27 protein-coding genes are annotated in these 19,014 nt (G+C 64.5%); 16 read left to right on the forward strand and 11 right to left on the reverse strand.

Annotated elements, in window-relative coordinates; all coding sequences use genetic code 11:
- Window positions 1-117: 117 nt before the first annotated feature.
- Window positions 118-312, forward strand: coding sequence for a hypothetical protein (locus RR42_RS03615; RefSeq protein WP_043344120.1), 195 nt, complete (start codon window positions 118-120; stop codon window positions 310-312).
- A 39-nt stretch (window positions 313-351) separates the two neighbouring features.
- Here RR42_RS03615 and RR42_RS03620 read toward each other — a convergent pair whose 3' ends face one another.
- Complete coding sequence (locus tag RR42_RS03620) at window positions 352-1,230, reverse strand: lipid A biosynthesis lauroyl acyltransferase (RefSeq protein WP_043344124.1); 879 nt, start codon at window positions 1,228-1,230, stop codon at window positions 352-354.
- Between the two features lie 193 nt (window positions 1,231-1,423).
- Window positions 1,424-1,663 carry a hypothetical protein gene (locus RR42_RS03625; protein ID WP_043344128.1) on the reverse strand — a complete coding sequence of 80 codons (240 nt, stop codon included), beginning with the start codon at window positions 1,661-1,663 and terminating at the stop codon, window positions 1,424-1,426.
- 335 nt (window positions 1,664-1,998) lie between these two features.
- On the opposite strand from RR42_RS03625, the gene RR42_RS03630 reads away from it, so the two are divergent.
- From RR42_RS03630 to RR42_RS03655, 6 genes are all read left to right on the forward strand, one after another.
- Window positions 1,999-2,202, forward strand: a complete 204-nt coding sequence (locus RR42_RS03630) for a cold-shock protein (RefSeq protein ID WP_006157950.1) — start codon at window positions 1,999-2,001, stop codon at window positions 2,200-2,202.
- Between the two features lie 97 nt (window positions 2,203-2,299).
- Window positions 2,300-3,202, forward strand: coding sequence for a S1C family serine protease (locus RR42_RS03635; protein WP_043344131.1), 903 nt, complete (start codon window positions 2,300-2,302; stop codon window positions 3,200-3,202).
- Between the two features lie 61 nt (window positions 3,203-3,263).
- Window positions 3,264-3,548, forward strand: a complete 285-nt coding sequence (locus tag RR42_RS03640) for a hypothetical protein (protein WP_043344135.1) — start codon at window positions 3,264-3,266, stop codon at window positions 3,546-3,548.
- A gap of 192 nt (window positions 3,549-3,740) precedes the next feature.
- Entirely contained in the window at window positions 3,741-4,064 is a 324-nt protein-coding gene (locus RR42_RS03645) for a hypothetical protein (protein WP_043344139.1), read from the forward strand.
- Between the two features lie 95 nt (window positions 4,065-4,159).
- Complete coding sequence (locus RR42_RS03650; RefSeq protein ID WP_043344143.1) at window positions 4,160-4,444, forward strand: hypothetical protein; 285 nt, start codon at window positions 4,160-4,162, stop codon at window positions 4,442-4,444.
- 215 nt (window positions 4,445-4,659) lie between these two features.
- Window positions 4,660-5,034 (forward strand): hypothetical protein, encoded by a 375-nt coding sequence (locus RR42_RS03655; RefSeq protein ID WP_043344146.1) that lies wholly within the window; start codon window positions 4,660-4,662, stop codon window positions 5,032-5,034.
- Window positions 5,035-5,100: 66 nt separating this feature from the next.
- On the opposite strand, the gene RR42_RS03660 is transcribed toward RR42_RS03655, so the two are convergent.
- From RR42_RS03660 to RR42_RS03670, 3 genes are all read right to left on the reverse strand, one after another.
- Window positions 5,101-5,355, reverse strand: a complete 255-nt coding sequence (locus RR42_RS03660; RefSeq protein WP_043344149.1) for a hypothetical protein — start codon at window positions 5,353-5,355, stop codon at window positions 5,101-5,103.
- Between the two features lie 80 nt (window positions 5,356-5,435).
- The gene (infA, locus tag RR42_RS03665) at window positions 5,436-5,657 is read right to left on the reverse strand and encodes a translation initiation factor IF-1 (protein ID WP_006157957.1); all 222 of its coding nucleotides are present in this window, start codon (window positions 5,655-5,657) and stop codon (window positions 5,436-5,438) included.
- Window positions 5,658-5,731: 74 nt separating this feature from the next.
- Window positions 5,732-5,989 carry a hypothetical protein gene (locus tag RR42_RS03670; protein WP_052494745.1) on the reverse strand — a complete coding sequence of 86 codons (258 nt, stop codon included), beginning with the start codon at window positions 5,987-5,989 and terminating at the stop codon, window positions 5,732-5,734.
- A 531-nt stretch (window positions 5,990-6,520) separates the two neighbouring features.
- Here RR42_RS03670 and RR42_RS03675 point away from each other — a divergent pair.
- Complete coding sequence (locus RR42_RS03675; RefSeq protein WP_043344151.1) at window positions 6,521-6,721, forward strand: hypothetical protein; 201 nt, start codon at window positions 6,521-6,523, stop codon at window positions 6,719-6,721.
- A gap of 27 nt (window positions 6,722-6,748) precedes the next feature.
- On the opposite strand, the gene RR42_RS03680 is transcribed toward RR42_RS03675, so the two are convergent.
- On the reverse strand, window positions 6,749-6,991 hold the full coding sequence (locus RR42_RS03680; RefSeq protein ID WP_043344153.1) for a hypothetical protein: 243 nt from the start codon (window positions 6,989-6,991) through the stop codon (window positions 6,749-6,751).
- 110 nt (window positions 6,992-7,101) lie between these two features.
- Window positions 7,102-7,371 (reverse strand): hypothetical protein, encoded by a 270-nt coding sequence (locus RR42_RS03685; RefSeq protein WP_043344156.1) that lies wholly within the window; start codon window positions 7,369-7,371, stop codon window positions 7,102-7,104.
- 223 nt (window positions 7,372-7,594) lie between these two features.
- Here RR42_RS03685 and RR42_RS40685 point away from each other — a divergent pair, with 223 nt between their 5' ends.
- Complete coding sequence (locus RR42_RS40685) at window positions 7,595-7,732, forward strand: hypothetical protein (protein WP_006157962.1); 138 nt, start codon at window positions 7,595-7,597, stop codon at window positions 7,730-7,732.
- Between the two features lie 218 nt (window positions 7,733-7,950).
- Window positions 7,951-8,172, forward strand: coding sequence for a hypothetical protein (locus RR42_RS03690; protein ID WP_043344159.1), 222 nt, complete (start codon window positions 7,951-7,953; stop codon window positions 8,170-8,172).
- 111 nt (window positions 8,173-8,283) lie between these two features.
- On the opposite strand, the gene RR42_RS03695 is transcribed toward RR42_RS03690, so the two are convergent.
- The 4 genes from RR42_RS03695 to RR42_RS03710 form a co-directional block, all read right to left on the reverse strand.
- Complete coding sequence (locus RR42_RS03695; RefSeq protein ID WP_043344162.1) at window positions 8,284-9,786, reverse strand: tripartite tricarboxylate transporter permease; 1,503 nt, start codon at window positions 9,784-9,786, stop codon at window positions 8,284-8,286.
- Window positions 9,787-10,200: 414 nt separating this feature from the next.
- Window positions 10,201-10,476: a pentapeptide MXKDX repeat protein gene (locus RR42_RS03700; RefSeq protein ID WP_043344165.1), complete on the reverse strand. Its 276-nt coding sequence runs from the start codon at window positions 10,474-10,476 to the stop codon at window positions 10,201-10,203.
- Between the two features lie 61 nt (window positions 10,477-10,537).
- Window positions 10,538-11,311, reverse strand: coding sequence for a molybdopterin-dependent oxidoreductase (locus RR42_RS03705; protein WP_043344170.1), 774 nt, complete (start codon window positions 11,309-11,311; stop codon window positions 10,538-10,540).
- A 69-nt stretch (window positions 11,312-11,380) separates the two neighbouring features.
- Complete coding sequence (locus RR42_RS03710) at window positions 11,381-12,019, reverse strand: cytochrome b/b6 domain-containing protein (RefSeq protein WP_052494429.1); 639 nt, start codon at window positions 12,017-12,019, stop codon at window positions 11,381-11,383.
- A 382-nt stretch (window positions 12,020-12,401) separates the two neighbouring features.
- Here RR42_RS03710 and hisN point away from each other — a divergent pair, with 382 nt between their 5' ends.
- From hisN to RR42_RS03740, 6 genes are all read left to right on the forward strand, one after another.
- On the forward strand, window positions 12,402-13,193 hold the full coding sequence (hisN, locus tag RR42_RS03715) for a histidinol-phosphatase (protein WP_043344173.1): 792 nt from the start codon (window positions 12,402-12,404) through the stop codon (window positions 13,191-13,193).
- Window positions 13,194-13,330: 137 nt separating this feature from the next.
- Window positions 13,331-14,584: an Hsp70 family protein gene (locus tag RR42_RS03720; RefSeq protein ID WP_043344176.1), complete on the forward strand. Its 1,254-nt coding sequence runs from the start codon at window positions 13,331-13,333 to the stop codon at window positions 14,582-14,584.
- A 117-nt stretch (window positions 14,585-14,701) separates the two neighbouring features.
- The gene (locus tag RR42_RS03725; protein WP_043344181.1) at window positions 14,702-15,721 is read left to right on the forward strand and encodes a transporter; all 1,020 of its coding nucleotides are present in this window, start codon (window positions 14,702-14,704) and stop codon (window positions 15,719-15,721) included.
- An 82-nt stretch (window positions 15,722-15,803) separates the two neighbouring features.
- Window positions 15,804-16,721 (forward strand): polyphosphate kinase 2, encoded by a 918-nt coding sequence (gene ppk2, locus RR42_RS03730; RefSeq protein WP_043344183.1) that lies wholly within the window; start codon window positions 15,804-15,806, stop codon window positions 16,719-16,721.
- A gap of 202 nt (window positions 16,722-16,923) precedes the next feature.
- Window positions 16,924-18,591: a M30 family zinc metallopeptidase gene (locus RR42_RS03735; protein WP_043344186.1), complete on the forward strand. Its 1,668-nt coding sequence runs from the start codon at window positions 16,924-16,926 to the stop codon at window positions 18,589-18,591.
- An 89-nt stretch (window positions 18,592-18,680) separates the two neighbouring features.
- The gene (locus tag RR42_RS03740; RefSeq protein WP_043344190.1) at window positions 18,681-19,004 is read left to right on the forward strand and encodes a hypothetical protein; all 324 of its coding nucleotides are present in this window, start codon (window positions 18,681-18,683) and stop codon (window positions 19,002-19,004) included.
- Window positions 19,005-19,014: the final 10 nt, after the last annotated feature.

The raw sequence follows: 19,014 nt of genomic DNA on the forward strand, positions 1-19,014 counted from the left end.
ACGGCGCCTTGCCGCCAAAGCGCTGACCGGCCGTGCCGGGGTGCTACCATGCGCGCAGCTGGCTAGCCTGGGCATCAGGCCCGGGCGGCAGAGTTCGACTTTTGCAGGGGAATCTGGATGGATCCGACAGTAGTGATCAGCACCTTCGAGCGCATCGCCAACGACGACACGGTGGAGCTATCGGTGGACGACGCCGTGGCCGGCCTGGCCGCGCTGCTTGCCAGCGAGCCGTTTTCCGACGCGGCGCGTGCGCTGCTGGAGACGGTGGGCGCCACGCTTTATCGCGTGGGCCTGGATGGCTACGAAGGCTGAAGGGAACGCGGGCGGCGCGCTCGCGCCGCTCCAGGCATCTCAGTAGACAGGCGCTTCGCCCTCGGGGCGGTGCTTGAAGCGGCGATGCACCCAGTAGTATTGCTCCGGCATGGCGCGGACCTGCTGCTCCAGGAACGCGTTCATGCGCAGCGCGTCAGCCTTCTCGTCGCCGCAGGGGTAGCCCGCCAGCGCATCGAATATCTTCAGCTTGTAGCCGCGGTAGCCAGGCAGGACAGAGGTGGTGAAGGGCACGACGCGCGCGCCGCTGAGCGCGGCGAGACGCGACACCGAGGTGAGCGTGCAAGCGGCGACGTTGAAAAACGGCACGAATACCGAATCGCGCAAGCCGAAATCCATGTCCGCCGCGAGCATCAGCGGCGTGCCCGACTTGAGCGTGCGCAAGGCCTGGCGCACGCTGCCATTGCGCGGGATCATCTCCGTGCCGAACCTGGCGCGCTGCCGCTTGGCGAGTTGTTCCAGCAACGGGTTCGACATCTTCGAGTAGAGCGAGGCCACCGGATGCTTGATCGAGTAGAACATGCAGCCGGCCTCGATCGCCACGAAATGGAATCCCAGGAAGATGGTCGGCCCGGCCTCGGTGTTGCCGAGCTCGATGGCGGACTCCAGCTCGACCAGGTCATTGAGCTTGCCGGCACAGCCATACCATTGCACGCCGCGTTCCAGGTAGCTCCGAATCACGTGGCTGAAATGCGCCTGCCCCAGGGCATGCCGATGCGCTTCGCTCTGGTCGGGAAAGCAAAGCCGCAGGTTGGTCTGGACGACACTGCGGCGCCGGCTTGGAATGCGATAGAGCAGGGCGCCCAGGCTCATGCCGACGCGGGCACACACGCTATAGGGCAAGGCGGCGAGCAAACGCAGCAGGCTGACGGTGAAAAATAGTCCGATGCGCTGGGTCATCCTGTTCCTGAAGGGGTGCCGCGTGGCGTGATGCGTGCCGCCGCGGCCAGCTGGTGTGGGCGTGCGGCGCCGTCTCGCGTGAAAGACGCGGCAGCGGTGGTGCCAGCTGCCGGGCTTGCGGGGCCTGTCGGGCCCGTCTTCGTCTTGTTGGTGTGGTGCTATGGCGCCGCTTCGATGCTGGCGCGAGCCTGCATCATTGAAGGTCCGGGACCGGGGCCTGCTGCGGCGCCAGTTGCCAGCCTTGCGCGTCGACGTTCTTTCCGTCGCGATAGATCCAGCCGGTGCCGCAGGCCTGGCACACAAAGGTGCTGACCGTCATCGCAGGGCGCCGCGGCACCTTGATGCGCTGCGTGTCGGTGATCCTTAGCAACGCGTGGCCTGGCGAGTCACCACGGTTGGTGTCGATGGCGAGGCAGGCTGGGCAAGGCGACATGCGGAATCCGGCGGCGGAAGGTGGGTGACTGTAGCACGTTCATGCTGCTATAAACCGCCGCCGCAAGCTTATGTCTGTTCACGCACGTGGGGGCGCGCGCGAGGCGTGGAGAAGACCGTGCTTGCAATCAATGAGGCACTTTTCTCTTCGGTGAGTTGACATGCCTATCCCATCCCTGTATAAACGTTGGTGCAGGATCTTTCAAGCGGTTACTCAGATGTTATGGATCGTCCCCTCCAAGCGGCGATTCGTTTGCTCCATGTTCCTTCCTTGATCGTCATGCCTGGTGAGCATCAGGCTCATCCAGAACTTTTAAGGTTTAAAGGATATCCAGCATGGAAACCGGTACCGTCAAGTGGTTCAACGACTCCAAGGGCTTCGGCTTCATCACCCCTGACGCAGGCGGCAACGACCTGTTCGCGCATTTCTCGGAAATTCAAGGCGGCGGTTTCAAGTCGCTGCAAGAAGGCCAGAAAGTGCGTTACGTCGCAGGCGTTGGCCAAAAGGGCCCCGCAGCGACCAAGATCGAGCCGATCTAATCGAGCCGATTCGAATCGCCTAGAAAAAAGCCCCGCTTAGCGGGGCTTTTTTTTTACCGGCCGGGAATCATCGAGGTGCGCAAGCGCATAAGACATCATGCCTATGGTCGAATCCATCCTTCTGGCCGCCGTCCGGGTCTCGTCCTTCGAGGGCCGGCAGCCGCTGAGCAACGCGAGCGGATTCTTTTTCGAGCGCGATGGCCGGCTCTTTGTGGTGACCAGCCGCCATGTGGTGTTCGACGAGCCAAGCAAGCACCACCCGGACCGTATCGAGATCGAACTGCACAGCCAGCCGGAAAACATGGCCGACTCGATCGGCTTTTCGATTCCGCTGTACCGTGACGGGCTTGCCGTCTGGCGCGAAGGCGAGGACGGCGGCGGCCCGGTCGATGTCGCTGTGGTGGAGATCGAGCGCAAGGCGTTGCCGCCCAAGCTGCTTTACCGGGCTTTCACGCCGGAGCATCTGGCTCAGCCTTCCGATCGCGTCGAGGTGGGCGACTCCCTGTTGATCGTTGGATTTCCACTGGGTTTTCATGACGCGCTCCATCATCTGCCTGTTGCACGCCAGGCCGTGGTCGCATCCGCGTACGGATTGCGCTTCCAGGGCCAGGGTTTTTTCCTGACCGATGCCAGGACGCACCGTGGCACCAGCGGCGCGCTCGTGGTCTCGCGCATGCGCGATGGCCGGGGCGACAAGCTGGACCTGCCGTGGATGCTGCTTGGCATCCACTCCGCTCGCTTCGACGTCGGCTCGCGCGACCTGGCGGAGGACGAAGTGCTCGGGCTGAACTCTGCCTGGTATGCGGACATGCTGCTGACCCTGACCGAGCCTGTGGCGGCAAAGCCCGCACGGACCGCGCCTGGTGCTGCCGCCACTCCCGCCGCCGCTACGCCACCCGTTACCGCTGGCGCCGCCGTCGGCAATGCCGCAGCCACGCCGTCGGCTGTCCCGGCGGCCGCTCCCGCTTCCGCGCCAGTCCTGCCCGCTCGGCCAAAATAAAGGTCATGGAGCGGCGCTCAATAGGAGTAGAGTGGGACTCGGTGGAACTGTGGAGTGCATCATGGACGTCAATCCGATTGCCAGCTACAAAGGGTTCGACTTATACCCTCTCGTGTACAAGCACGCCGTGGTGCGTACCTGGCCGGAACGCAGGCCAGACCGCACCTTCGATGCCGCCGTCGTGATCTGCCGCGAAGGTGGCGAGCCCGAGGGAACGCAGGCCCGTACGTTCCGCCTCGACACGGTGCCGTGGGACAACGTTGGCGCTGCGCGTCGTGGTGTCGTTCGTTACGCCGAGGACATCATCAACGGCGCGATTCCCGGGCAATCCGTCGTTTCGCTCTGACGCCTGGAGCGATATGCGGCAATGTCCGTCGTTGCACGAGGATGACGCAGGCGCGCCTGCCATGTTCTCGCCCGTCCATGGCTTGGCCGAGCTGCCAGCCACCGCTGCATCGTCGCCACTTGACGAGGTCCGCGCGATGTCCTGCTTGTCCGTCGGAGCGACGGCGCGCCGATCGGTCGCCGGTGCGGCGTCATGCTAGATCTTGTTGCCTTCGTAAAGCCCGTCCTTGACGAGATCACCGGGCAAGACGTCAGGATCTGGCCGGCAGGGCAACGCGCGGTGACGGCAAACTGGCAGATCCCTGATGCCGGGAGTCTTACCTGGCCAGCCAGGGCGCTTGAAATCGAGATGGCGCAGGACGTCGCAGAGCAATTGAGCAATGCGGACCAGGGCGCCTTATATCAACTACAACGCAGCCTTGACCGGTATCTGCGCGCACGCCTTGGCGTCCATTGCAAGCAGGACAAGCCAGGGAAAGCGATCGTGATTGTCGTCGATCGCCTGATGGCTCCCTAGCTTGCCCGCGCGCTGGCGCATTGGGTCTCGACATTGTCCATTGCAAGCGAACCGGCACAAGGCCAGTTGCGGCATCCAGCCGCCTGGAGCACCACATGAACAATACGCCTTCCGCCTGCTACAAGGGTTTCGACCTCTATCCGCTGGTGTACAAGATCCAGCCCGCGCAATCCTGGCCGAGGACCAAGCCGGATCGCAGCTTCAATGCGTCCGTGGTGATCTGCCGCGAAGGCCATCGGCCCGGCGGTGAACGCACGCGCGTGTTCCGCCTGGAAAGCACGCCTTGGGAAAATATCGGCACGGCGCGCAGGGGGGCCGTGAAGTTTGGTGAAGATATTATTAACGGACTGATCCCCGGGGAGTCTGTCGCTACGCTGTAACGCTGCGCCGGCAGGATCTGGTCCAGTAGCGCGGCGTTGCCCGCGCTTGCCGTTATGCTGGTGGTGGTGCCAGCTGGTATCGTAGGGCTGGCCCGGCCGCCGCCAGGCAATGGGAAGCAAGAGGAAACGGGACCGCGCCGTGCAATGCCCGCCCTGCCGGTCTACCTGTCAAAACCCGCCGTGCGCGCTTGCGCCGGCCCGTGAGCGCATACGTCATGAACAAGGTTGCCACACCATCCAATTTCCTCTGCACGCTACCGGGGCAAGGCAAGGGCATCGCCTACCATGTAGCCGTCAGTTTTCTCGATTCCAGCCATCCGACGGGCGTGCGTTTCACCAGTTTCGTCGGCGACGGCAGGCGTTCATTCGGGGTTCAGGCCGACGAGGCGGCCTTGACGGGCGAAATGGTCGACAGCTTCGAGGCGTTGTGCCGGCTTGCGATCGGGCAAGCGATTCGTGACCACCTCTATGACAAGGCTGGCGAAGGAGACTACGTGCTGGACCTGGGCGCGCAGCCTTTCGAGGGCGAATTGCGCCCGGTTGGTTCGCGCGTTGGCGTCAGCATGCCGCGCATGCGGTTTCCTGGCTGAGCCGTCGCGTTTCCTGGCACGGGCGCGGGGAGCGCCCGGGAGATTGTGCTGGTCCGGACTGCGCCGCTAGACGCCGAATGCCGGGCTGCCGAAGCGGGCCAGCAGCGATTCAATCAACGCCATGTCCTCGGTTTGCGGTGTCCTGTCTTCCGTGGTGCGCGACGGGCCGCAATAGGTTGCGCATACATGCCTGCGCACGGTAAGCACGTCATCCGCTGGGCGCACCACCGTGACTTCCGGTCCCGGCACGTGACGATAGCTTCCGCCTACCCAGCCACCTGGCGTCAGGTGCATCTCTTCCCATTCTTCGCTGATCGACATGATTCTTCCTTTCGTTAGAGGGTGGCAGGGGCCGCGGGCCAACAGCCTGACGGCGCGGTAGCGTATCCGGCCAACCCGTATCAGTACTTGTGGCGGTAGTTGATCCGGCCCTTGGTCAGGTCGTAGGGCGACATTTCCAGTGTGACGCGATCGCCGGCCAGGATACGAATGCGGTTCTTCTTCAGGCGGCCGGACGAATAGGCCCACACCTGGAAACCATTTTCCAGGATGACGCGAAAACGGTTGTCCGGCAGTACTTCCGATACTTGCCCACCAAATTCCACTAGTTCTTCTTTAGCCAACGATGATCCTTTTGCAGCAAGACTTGCTGCACGGTAGGTTGAGACGCATGCGGGTTGCTTTTCGTGTGGCCGGCTTATTGCAGGCGCATATCGGCAGCGACGCTCTCGGCCGCGCGTCGGGCGGCCTGTTTAGCCTTGGCTTCGGTGCCATGCGTGGCATGGCGCATCGAGACGTTGGCGACGATGCATTCGGAGCCATTCTTGTATTCGGCGATCAGGTAGGTCGCAAACCACACGCCTGGCTCTTGTTGTATCGGGTAGACCGACACGGTGTACGGATTGGCGCGCGTGGCGCCATTGGTGCTATTGGTGTTATTGGTGCTTTGATTCAAGGTGTTGCCCTTATGCGGGCGGACGATCTGAGGCAGCGTTGAGCGCATCTTGTGGTGCGCCGCGTGCTCTCTTCTGGCGATCGGTCGCCGTGTTTGCGTTGTCCAGCAACGGCAGGTCTCGCGCATTTGCGCGAGAAAGGTAGCTGGTGATGAGTGGACCGTGCTTGCGCAGGCTGATGCGCCAGGTACATGCGCACAGGTTGCGGAGCGGACATGCCGCCGGGTCGGGAGGGTGATGGGCGGTTGTCGCCCTGAACGAATCGGGTGTACGCCCGACAGGCCGCCGTTAATATTTTGATGATGTCTGGCAGCCGGCACGTTCGCGCCGACGAGAAGAGGGTCGGCGAACGGCCAAGACTGCAAATGATACCATTTTTCGTCAATCAGCGCTCGCCCGAGGATTTGCGCGTACGATGGATATGGTGTTGCGCATAGCGCCCCTCGTGGCGTTGGCGCGGCGAGGCGCTACCCGTTGTATCCGGGGAGGCCGGTGCCCGACGCCGGGCAGGTCGCAATTGAGCGAGGTGATCGATGCCGGAGAGTTTTTTCCATCAGGGCCACTACGTCAACCTGGAACTGACGCAGCGCACCTTCGGTCAATGGAACTGGGTCTATACGCTGGATACGCACGGCCGTTTTGAAAACCAGGGCGCGGCGTTTGGCACCCGCGAGCTTGCCATGGCGGATGCACTGGAGAACGCCAAGGCCCGGATAGAGCGCCTGGGGCACTAGTCAAGTGGCACCAGGCGCCTGGCCGCCCTACTTCCCCTCGTCGGGAATGTTGTATTGCGCCTGCAGCGTGGCTGTAAACGGCCGGATCTTCTCGATGCAGGCCGCGCTGTCGCCGCCTTCCATGGTGGACAGATTCCAGTTGCAGCCGCCCGCGTCCGGCGCATGCCAGCAAACGTCGCCGAAGCAGGCGCCGCTGCATTCCGCGAATTTCTGCTGCTCGGCGCGAATCATGGCGCGCAGTTCCGCCTTGTTCTTGATCTGTCGGTCCATGGTCGTCTCCTGTCTTTTCGTGGGGAAATCTTGCTGGGCGTGGCTGCGGCCAGGCCGCTCAGGGCGGCCGCGCGATGGACTGCAATTCCGGGCGAATCGAGGGGGCGGGTTTACTTGCGCTTGACGAAGGTGGACATGTCGTCGATGACGGTCCTGGCATAGGACACGGCCAGGTCGATGGCATCGTGCGGTGTGCGCGCGACGTGCTCGAGCAATGGTGGCACCAGCCTGAGCGAGCCGCTGTCGCCGCTGACCTGCGTGATGGTCACGGTGGCGAGAAAGCTCGCCCGTGCGAGTTCGTCATTGGCGCTTTCGTCGAGCGAGCGGCGTACATTGGCCGAGACCTTGAATCCCTTGTAGATCGCATGATTTTGAGGCATGTTGATCTCCTTTCTGCAGCGAGCATACGCTGTTTGCCTGGTGGCGTCCGATTTACTTGGCGGTGCAATGGCACGTGGTTTTCAACCGGCGGCCGCTGGCGATTTTCCCGCTTCGGCAAAGCGCAGGCACCTCGCGCGATATTTCCCTGCATGTTGGAGTAAGCGGGTATGCTGGATCTGCCGCATGGCACGCAATGCAGTAACCCACTCGTGGAGACACACCATGGCCAAAGGTCAATTACGCGGCAATCGCGAAACCAAGAAGCCCAAGCAACCCAAGAAGCCGGTCGCACCCGCGGCACCGTTCGGTGCCGTCCAGTCGCGCGTCGGCAATGATGGCGCAGCAGGCAAGAAGAAGTAATCAAGGTGCGAGTAAAGCGCAAATATTGCGCATCTGAAGTGCAACTGAGACGGAACGTCAGGCTGGACCGCGCCGTCTTGCGTTGCGGCAAGAAGCCCGGGGTGCCATCGCTACCGGTGTGCTCCCGTTCGGCACCTGACGCTCACCCGCGGCGGTGGCGGTGACAAGCTGCCGCCGGGGCGTTCTCGAGACACCGGGAGTGCAAGATGAGGCGTGACATGTCCTTCGCGGACCGCGTGCTGACGGCACTGCGCGCTGACAGCCAGGCGATGATGACGGATCTCCAGCTCGCCAAGGCGCTGGGCAATGCCGATGCATCCAAGCTCAGCCACCATTTACTGCTGCTTCAGGATTCGGGCCTGGTCGCGAAGACCGCTACCTCCGGGTGGCGCCTGACCTGGGCCGGCCACGACCGCGCGGAAGCGCGCAGCGTGGCCTAGCAAACAAACCACAGGCCTGAGCGGCCATTTCCAAAAGATGCTGGCGTGGTTGCGCGGCCTTGCCGTGCCACGTGCACGGTCTGCGCCCGCGGCGGCGTCGCCATGCCGGCGTCATTCCTCCTGGAATGCTTCCTCGCGCTTGGCCTTGATCGACGGCAGGGCAACGATGCAGACCAGCAGCCCGGCTGCGATCAGCAGGCCAAGCGACAACGGACGGGTCAGGAACACGGTGAATGTCCCCCGCGACAGCAGGAGCGCGCGGCGGAAGTTCTCTTCCATCATCGGCCCCAGCACAAAGCCCAGCAGCAGCGGGGCCGGCTCGCACTTGAGCTTGATGAACAGGTAGCCGATCACACCGAAGCCAGCCGCGGTGAAGACGTCGAAGGTCTGGTTGTTGACCGAGAACACGCCGATGCAGCAGAACACCAGGATGGCCGGGTACAGGTAGCGGTAGGGCACCTGCAGCAGTTTGACCCAGATGCCGATCAGCGGCAGGTTCAGGATGATCAGCATCAGGTTGCCGATCCACATCGAGGCGATCAGGCCCCAGAACAGCGCGGGGTTGCTGGTCATGACCTGCGGGCCCGGCTGGATGTTGTGGATGGTCATCGCGCCCACCATCAGCGCCATCACGGCGTTGGGCGGAATGCCCAGCGTCAGTAGCGGGATGAAGGAGGTCTGCGCCGCCGCGTTGTTGGCCGATTCCGGACCCGCCACGCCTTCGATGGCGCCCTTGCCGAATTCATGCGAGTACTTGGAAGTCTTCTTCTCCAGCGAATAGGCCGCGAAGGAAGCCAGCGCCGCACCGCCGCCGGGCAGGATCCCCAGGATGGAGCCGAGCGCGGTACCGCGAAGCACCGCTGGCGCCATGCGCTTGAAGTCCGCTCTCGAGGGCCACAGGTTGCTGACGTGATCGGTGAAGGTTTCGCGGTTTTCCTTCTGCTCCAGGTTGGCGATGATCTCGGCAAAGCCGAACATGCCCATGGCCAGCGCGACGAAGTCGACGCCATCGGTCAGCTCCGGCACGTCGAACGAGAAGCGCGCCGCGCCTGAGTTCACGTCGGTGCCGACCAGGCCCAGCAGCAGCCCCAGCACGATCATGGCAACCGCCTTGGGCAGCGAGCCCGAAGCCAGCACCACGGCGCCGATCAGGCCCAGGCACATCAGCGAGAAATACTCGGCGGGCCCAAACTTGAAGGCCAGTTCCGACAGCGGCGTAGCAAACGCGGCCAGGATCAGCGTTGCCACGCAGCCGGCGAAGAACGATCCCAGGCCGGCGGTGGCCAGCGCCACCCCTGCTCGCCCTCGCCTGGCCATCTGGTAGCCATCGATGGTGGTCACCACCGATGACGATTCACCCGGCAGGTTGACCAGGATGGCGGTGGTGGAACCACCGTACTGGGCGCCGTAGTAAATACCGGCCAGCATGATGAGCGCGGCCACCGGCGGCAGCGTGTAAGTCACCGGCAGCAGCATGGCGATGGTCGCCAGTGGCCCGATGCCGGGCAGCACGCCGATCAGCGTTCCCAGCACGCAGCCGAGAAAGCAGTATCCAACGTTCTGTAGTGTCAGCGCCGTGGAGAACCCAAGGGCCAGGTGTTCGAATAGTTCCATGAGGCTGTCTCCCTCGCCTGCAGTGAAACCCAGGCCGCGCATCTGCGGCAAGGCAGGCACGGCGGTCCAGGCTACGCGCGGTATTTTTTGCGTAGTTGCGCGCGAATCGGAGGAAGCTGGCGCGGTGCGAGGCCACGCTGGTTTCCGCCACGGATCGTCATCGACAGCAAGCGCGCGCGCTCAGGCGCACCCCAATGGCTTACCAAGCACAGTAGGCGCGAGTGCTTTCATCCGCCTTTCAGTGACGGCCGCTGCGGGTATGTCCCGATACGTCCGAGTGACGCCCGAATGATGCCCGAGTGATGCCCGAGTGATGCCGGAGATTCCTCGCGCCCGAAAAGCAACGCCCCGGACGAAAGCCGGGGCGTTGTCACATGGCCTGCCGCTCGCCTGGCAGGCAAGCGGGCGCACAGCTTACTGCTTCATCGAGTCCTTGCCCATGGCGTCCTTGCCCATCGAGCCCTTGCTCATGGCGTCCTTGCTCATGCTGTCCTTGCCCATCTTGTCCTTGCTCATCTTGTCGTGGCTCTTGCTCATCTTGTCCTTGCTCATGCTGTCCTTGCTCATGCTGTCCTTGGCCATGCTGCTGTCATTGCTCATGGCATCCTTCTTCATGGCGTCCTGGGCAAAGGCATGGCCCGCAAACAGCATCGTGGTCGAGAGCAGGGTAGCTGCGAAAAGTTTGTTCATGAAGATCTCCTTGGGGTGGTCAGTGTGCAAGCCGGCACCATGCCGGCCAATTTCATGCGGATCAGGATCCGCCGAACCAGTTGTATCCCTGGTCTTCCCAGTAACCGCCGGGATACGTGTTGGTGACGTACAGCGCCATGATGTGCTTGGGGTTCTTGTAGCCAAGCTTGGTCGGCATGCGCAGTTTCATGGGGAAGCCGTACTTGGGCGGCAGCTTTTCCCCGTCGTAGGTAAAGGTCAGCAGCGTCTGCGGATGCAGCGCGGTGGGCATGTCGATGCTGGTGAAGTAGTCGTCGGCGCAGCGAAAGCCCACGTACTTTGCGCTGGTGTCGGCACCCACGCGATGCAGGAATTCCGAGAACGGCGTGCCACCCCACTTGCCGATGGCGCTCCAGCCTTCCACGCAGATATGGCGCGTGACCTGCGAAGTCTGCGGCAGCGCGTAGAGCTGCTCGAGCGTCCACGGATCCTTGCGCGCCACCATGCCGCCAACTTCCAGCCGGAAGTCGGCGCCATCAACCTCGGGCACTTCGTCCTCGCCATAGAAGGCATTGAACGGGAACGGCCGGGTGATCATGGACTCCGCGTAGGTGGGCGCGAGCCGCTTGGGGTCGAACAGCCAGCCTTGCACGCGATCGTTGAAGCGCGATACCGCGGTGAGAAAGCGCTCCACCGAGGCGTCGTCGCTCAGGCTGCAGCCCGTCAGCATCGACAGCCCCCCCAGCGTGATGGCGCGCTTGGCGAACAGGCGGCGCGATGGCATATCGAGTTCGCGCACGGCGTCTCGCAGGATCAGGCGCCGGTCAAGCGTGGCAATGGGTTTGGACTTGTTCATGGCAGTTCTCCGCGATGCGGATCTGTGGATTCGGTCTTTTGGATGCGTTTGCGTGAGTACGGCCGTCGATCAGCGTCCGCGCAGCATGATCAGCAGCGTGCGCGGCACCAGCGCCACCATGGCCACATGCACCACGATGAACAGCACGATGGCGCTCATGCACACGAAGTGGACCCAGCGCGCCGCGTCATAGCCGCCCATCAGGTCGCGCAGCAGCGGGAATTGCACCGACTTCCAGATCGCCAGGCCGGACAGCACCGTGACCACGATGACCACCACCACGCCCAGGTACATGGCCTTCTGGGCCGCGTTGTATTCAGCCAGGTCCGGGTGCGCCAGCCGGCCGCGCAGCGCCGCGGCGATATCGCGCAGCGCGGCGGGCACCGACAACGGCAGGAAGCGGCGGCGGAACCGTCCGGTGAGGACGTTCATCAACAAGTAGAACAGCCCGTTGGCGACCAGCAGCCACATGGCGGCGAAGTGCCACTGCAGCGCGCCGCCCAGCCATCCGCCGAGCGTGATGCCCTTGGGGAAATGCAGGCCGAACAGCGGCGACGCGTTATAGATGCGCCAGCCGCTCATCACCATGATGATGACGGCGATGGCGTTGAGCCAATGGGTGATGCGCACCCATGCCGGCTGGATGGAGGCGGACCTTTGTCCGCGGCGGCCGTGTGCGGGCCGCGATAGCTGGGAGGCTGTATCCACCGTCTTTCTCCAATGTTCCGTGGCGCTTGCGGGTGCGGCTGCTACGGTTTATGTGCCTTTGTCGACGGTGGTGGCACGAACTTACACGCGGGATGGAGATTTTTTCTGGCACGCGGGCACGTCGGCAGCAGGTATCCCCGGGGTCACTCAGCGAGCTCGGCGAGAGAGGGTACGGACTGTTGGGCGACGCATGGACGGCTACCCGCACTCTCGACATTAGCACTCCGCCCGCGAGACGCCAAAGGCGATCGATGCCCGCCCCCACGGCCCGCTACAATGCTGGCGGGCCGCGCAGCCAGCGCTGTCCCACCGCGCGCGGCCCGGCCTGCCCGCAGCCGCATGCCGCCGCCCCGACACCATCCCCGGACCCCAGGATCTCCGCATGCCTTTGACCGCAGAGCAGCTTATCGAATACATGGACTTCGCCGCAGGCCTCGCTCAGGCCGCCGGCAACGCCAGCCTGCCGTACTTCCGCAGCGCCCCGGCGGTAGAGGACAAGGGCGGCCGGCACTTCGACCCGGTCACCGCGGCCGACAAGGCAGCCGAGCGCGCCATGCGCGACCTGATCCTGGCGAAATACCCGGAGCACGGCATCCTGGGCGAAGAAGAAGACCGCGTGGCCGGCACCTCGCCGCTGACCTGGGTGCTCGATCCCATCGACGGCACCCGTGCCTTCATCACCGGGCTGCCGCTCTGGGGCACGCTGATCGCGCTCAACGACGGCCAGCGCCCGGTGATCGGCATCATGGACCAGCCGTTTACGCGCGAGCGGTTCAGCGGCGATGGCAGCCGGGCATGGCTCAACGGCCAGCCCCTGCGTACCCGGCCGTGCGCCGACCTGGCGCAGGCCAAGCTGATGTGCACCACGCCGGAGATGTTCGAGGACGCGGCGCAGTTCGCCGCCTTTCGCCGCGTGGCGGACGCCGCCCGCATGCAGCGCTACGGCGGCGATTGCTACGCTTACTGCATGGTCGCGGCGGGCCATGTGGATGCCGTGGTCGAGGCCGGCCTGAAGGCCTACGACGTGCAGGCGCTGATTCCCATCGTGCAAGGTGCTGGCGGCGTCATGACCAGTTGGACCGGTGGGGATGCGCAGCAGGGCGGCACCGTGGTGGCCTGCGGCGACCCGCGGCTGCACCAGCAGATAATCGCGCTGCTGAATGCGCCTGCTTGAGCACTCCTGTCGCCCGGGGGCGCCGGCCGGGCTTGCTATCATGCTGGCCGCAACGTCCGGCGCGGAAAAAAAGCGGCCCCGCCAGCACGGCCATCCCGGCCCGGACCTAACCATGCAGTAGGGAAGAAACCAGAAACATGATGTCAAACGCTTGCGGCCTAGATTTCGGCACGTCCAATTCCACGGTGGGCTGGTGCCGGCCGGGACAACCCACGCTGTTGCCGCTCGAAGATGGCAAGCTCACGCTGCCCTCCGTGATCTTTTTCCATTCCGAGGATCCGCTGGTCAGCTACGGCCGCGCCGCGCTTGGCGACTACCTGGCGGGCTATGAAGGCCGGCTGATGCGTTCGCTCAAGAGCCTGCTCGGCACCTCGATGATGGAGGACAGCACCGAGGTCATGGGGCAGGCCATGCCGTTTCGCAAGCTGCTCTCGCACTTCATCGGCGAGCTCAAGCAGCGCGCCGAGACGTCGGCCGGCGCCAGCTTCGACAAGGTCGTGCTGGGCCGCCCGGTGTTCTTCATCGACGAAGACCCCAAGGCCGACCAGCTCGCCGAGCAAACGCTGCGCGAGATCGCGGCGGATGCCGGCTTCAAGGACATCGAGTTCCAGTACGAGCCGATCGCCGCGGCCTTCGACTATGAAGCCACGATCGCGCGCGAGGAACTGGTGCTGGTGGCCGACATCGGCGGCGGCACCTCCGACTTCTCGCTGGTGCGCCTGTCACCCGAGCGGGCCGGCAAGGTCGACCGGCGTGGCGACATCCTGGCCAACGGCGGCGTGCACATCGGCGGCACGGACTTCGACAAGAGCTTGAGCCTGGCGAGCGTGATGCCGTTCCTGGGCCTGGGCAGCGAGCTGCGCAACGGCAAGGCGATGCCTTCGGGGCAGTATTTCGACCTGGCGAGCTGGCACACCATCAACCTGGTCTACACCCGCAAGGCGTGGTCGCACGTGATGGACAACTATCGCGATGCCGCCGACAAGGTCAAGCTGGACCGCCTGATCAGCCTGATCAAGCAGCGCGCCGGCCACTGGCTCGCGATCCAGGTGGAAGCCGCCAAGATCGCCTTGTCGGGCGAGCCGCAGACGCAGCTCGACCTGGGGCGCATCGCCCCTGGCGAGACCATGGCGATCAGCCGCGCCGACTTTGACCAGTCCATTGCGAAGCTGGTTGGCAAGACCGAGGTCACGGTGCAGGCGTTGTTGCGCGATGCGGGCGTACAGGCGGATGCGATCGACACCGTATTGTTTACCGGCGGGTCCAGCAGCGTGCCTTTGCTGCGCGAGCGGCTGTCCGAGCTGATCCCGGGGGCGCAGCGGATCGAGGGCGATCTGTTTGGCGGCATTGGCTCCGGGTTGGCGCTGGATGCCCGGCGCAAGTTCGGATAGGCGCCTCGAATCTGGCAGTACCTCATGAAGGCCGGCGCCATGCGCCGGCCTTCATGCATTCATCCCCGCATGCTAATGTCCCATCTTCGCGAATTCGCGTTTTCGAAGAGGCACCACATGCATGCGGGTATCGTCGAAGCCAGCTACGGCTCCGATCCGGTTGGCCTGGTCAGCGGCTTTCGCTTCCTGCCCGGCGAGCCGGGCCAGCCCATCGATTCCGCCGCGGCCGCCGCGTGGCTTGGGCAGCCCCCGCCGGGCGACGCGTTTCTCTGGCTGCACTTCAATCTGTCGCATAGCGCGTGCGAGCGCTGGCTCAAGGGCCAGCTCGATCTGCCCGAGGGATTCTTCGAGGCCCTGCGCGAGGGTTCGCGCTCCACGCGCATCGAGCGCCTGGATACGGCGCTGCTCGCGGTGGTCAACGACGTGATCTACAACTTCGGCGTGGCCACCACCGATATCTCCACGCTGTGGGCCTGTGCCGACCGCCGCATCCTGGTGACAGCGCGCATGAAGCCGCTGCGCTCGGTTGACCAGCTGCGCGCCTCGGTGCGCCAGGGCGAGCTGTTCCACACGCCATTGGCGCTGCTGGTGCATTTGCTGCGCGACCAGGCCGATGTGCTGGTGCGCATCGTGCGCGAAACCAGCGTGACCGTGGACCAGGTCGAGGATCGCCTGCTCTCGCATCGTCTGCAAGGCAACCGCGCGGAGCTTGGCGCCATGCGCCGCGGCCTGGTGCGCTTGCAGCGGCTGCTCGCGCCCGAGCCTGGCGCGCTGTTCCGCCTGCTCAACCGGCCACCTGCCTGGCTGCAGGACCAGGACATCCAGGATCTGCGCTCCTCCACCGAGGAGTTCTCCCTGGTGCTGAGCGACCTGGCCGCGCTGGTCGAGCGCATCAAGCTGCTGCAGGAAGAGATCGCGGCCAAGCTCAACGAGCAGACCAACCGCACGCTGTTTACGCTGACGCTGGTTACCGTGCTGGCGTTGCCGATCAACATTGTCGCCGGCTTCTTCGGCATGAATGTGGGCGGGATTCCGCTGGCGGACCATCCGCACGGTTTCTGGGTGCTGGTGGTGCTGGTGGCCAGCTTCACCGTGCTGGCGGGGCGCTGGGCCTTCCGCAAGCAGGGCAGTTACTGAGCGTGCGGGTGACCATTCACGGGCGCGTCACATTTTGCGGTTAGCCTGCCAGTCACCACGTTGCTGCGAACAGGAGTTAGCGATGAGACCAGACGAGAATGAGCTGATTCGGCGTATCCACCGCGAGGTGGCCGATCACTATGACGAAGAACTCGAACTGGAGCTGGAAGACCACCACGTCGATACGCTGTTCGGCGAAGCCGGCGGCGGCCTGGACGACGACGAGCGGGCCGCGCGGCGGCTTTACTTTCGCGAGCTGTTCCGGCTGCAGGGCGAACTGGTCAAGCTGCAAAGCTGGGTGGTGGAGACTGGCCACAAGGTCGTGATCCTGTTTGAGGGGCGCGACGCGGCCGGCAAAGGCGGCGTGATCAAGCGCATCACCCAGCGGCTCAATCCGCGCGTGGCCCGGGTGGCGGCGCTGCCGGCGCCCAACGACCGCGAACGTACCCAGTGGTATTTCCAGCGCTATGTCTCGCACCTGCCGGCGGCGGGCGAGATCGTGCTGTTCGACCGCAGCTGGTACAACCGCGCTGGCGTGGAGCACGTGATGGGCTTTTGCACCGACGACCAGTACGAAGAGTTTTTCCGCTCGGTGCCGGAGTTCGAACGCATGCTGGTGCGCTCCGGCATCCAGGTGATCAAGTACTGGTTCTCGATCTCGGACGACGAGCAGCATCTGCGCTTTCTCTCCCGCATCCACGATCCGCTCAAGCAGTGGAAGCTCAGCCCGATGGATCTCGAATCCCGCCGGCGCTGGGAGGACTACACCCGCGCCAAGGAAATCATGCTGGAGCGCACGCATATCGACGAGGCGCCGTGGTGGGTGGTGCAGGCGGTCGACAAGAAAAAGGCGCGCCTCAATTGCATCCATCACCTGCTGCAGCAGATGCCTTACGAAGAGCGCGTGCAGCCGGCCGTGGTGCTGCCGCAGCGCGAGCGGCACGACGACTACTCGCGCCAGCCGGTGCCCGACGACATGATCGTGCCGGAAGTCTACTGAGCCTTCTTGTTCGCGCGCCGCGCGGCATGGCCTGTCCGCCGGGGCTGGCACGGATGCACAGCAGGTTTCGCCCTCGTTAACCTCGTTAAAGCTCTCGTTAAACCTCTCGTTAAAGCTCTTGTTCCGGATGCCGTTATTTGTGTGGCTTAGGGTTCTTGTGCCCAGGCCCGCATCCACAGAACAAGAATTGGAGCTTTAAAACATGAGGGGTCCTCTCTTGCGCCAACGCGCAGGCCTGCTCGCTGCCCTGCTGGCCGCGATGTCCGTCGCTGCCTGCGGTGGCGGCGGCGACGCGCCGGCTGCCGCCCAGGCAACCGCGAGTCCTTCCGTGCCGGTCGCCAGCGCGCCCGTGCCGCCCACGCTGGCGCCGGCCTGCGGCGGCTGCAGCGCCGTGGATGCCAGTAATTACTCGGGTTCCGGCGTCGGCGTCTGGTCGGCCTCCAACACCACCGGTGCGCCCGCCGATGTGCCCGTTGCCATCGGCGGCGTGAACGGCAAGGCCGTGACGCTGCTATACACGAACGGCGCCACGGCGCAGGCCATGCCGTCCGGCCTGTCGCTGTCGGTGATCCAGTCCGTGCTGGGCAACCTCTCGATTCAGTCGGTTTCCTCGGGGCAGGACGAACAAACGCTGCGCGACATTGCCGAGTTCAATCGCGCCGGCTGGGCGGCGCTGGCTGGCGGCAAGCAGGTGGCCAGCCTTTCCGAAATCGCGCCGCCACCGCCGCTCGCTTCCGTGCTCAACGATACCAAGAGCTGGTATCACACCGACGGCACGCGCCGCGCGGCCACGCTGGTCAAGCAAGTGAGCACGGCAGACGCCACCACCGTCAACATCTGGGTGGAGACCACCGAGTCTGCGCCTGGCAAGGTTACCGGCGCCCTCGTCGACACGCTGGCTGCCGCCTTCGCCGGCGGCGGTGGCATCTACGACATGCTGACCTCGGTCGGCGGCCCGCTGTGGGGCCCGCACAGCTACAACAACCTTATCTCCGGCAGCGGCCAGCCGGTGGATATCGTGGTGCTCAACTTCGACCACAACAGCGCGCCATTCGGCACCGTGGGCTATTTCTGGGGCCTGCACAACCTGAAGGCCACCTCGGATGCGCGCAGCAACGAGTCGCTGTCGCTCTATCTCGATTCCGAGACCCTATACCTGGGCGGCACCGAAGGCCTGAAGTCGATGAAGATGACGATGGCGCACGAGGGGATGCATATGCAGAACTTCTACCGCCGCGGCGTCAAGGCCGGCCAGCAGTACGCATTTGACAGCTGGCTGGAAGAAATGTCCGCGATGATGATGGAGGACTTCGCCAGCCAGACCATCGACCCCACCTACAACGCGATCCGCGACGTGCGCTTCAGGGACTACGTGAGCTACGGCAACGGCAACTTCAACTGCAATATGCTGAACTTCACCGGCTTCGGCGCCACCTGCGAGAGCTATTCGGTGTCGGGCAGCTTCGGCGGCTTCCTGGACCGGCAACTTGGCCTGGCCTTCTACAAGGACTTGCTGGGCCGGACTTCCAGCGCGGACTCGAAGACCGTGCTCGACCAGGCCATCAAGGCCGCGCGCCCGGACTCCGGCTTCAGCCAGGAACTGCTGCGCTGGAGCGTCACCAGCAATTCGCTGATGCCGGCCGCGACGTCGCCGGCGCGTTACGGCTACCCGGCCCGTGTCGATGGCGGCTTTACGCTCCCGCTGATCGATCCGGACCTGTTCCGCGCCTTGCGCAAGCTGCCGGTGGCCGTGCCCGCCACGCTGCAGCCGTACGGCAGTTTCCCCGTGGTTCGCAGCAATGTGGGCGCCGCCTTCAGCGAGACCGTGCGCGTGCCTGCTGGCGCCACGCTATCCGTCGTGGTGTACTGAACGCGCTAAGCGCAGGCTCGCCGGATCTTCCTCCGGCGGCTCCCGGGCGGCGATGTTCGCCGCCCGGCCTTGTCGATCCAACAAACCTCATGCGCCGAATCCTGCCCCTGATTGCTGCCCTGTCCGTTGTGCTGGCCGCGTGTGTGCACGCGGTGCCGGCCGGGCGGTCCATCGCCTTGACTGGCACGGTGATGGTCAAGGGCAGCGCCCTGTTCCAGCAGCCGGTGCTGGTCACCGCCGATGGCGAGGCATGGGTGCTGGAGAAATTCCCTGTCGGCGAGGCCGAGGCGTTGCGCGACCGCAAGGTGGCCGTGACCGGCACCGTGCTGCGCGCAAACCAGCCCGGCACGTGGGCACCGGCCATCCACGTCGAGCGGATCGAGGCCGTGCCGGACGACGCGCCTGCGCGCTAGGCCCGGCTAG

It is taken from the genome of Cupriavidus basilensis (assembly GCF_000832305.1).
Lineage (GTDB): Bacteria > Pseudomonadota > Gammaproteobacteria > Burkholderiales > Burkholderiaceae > Cupriavidus > Cupriavidus basilensis_F.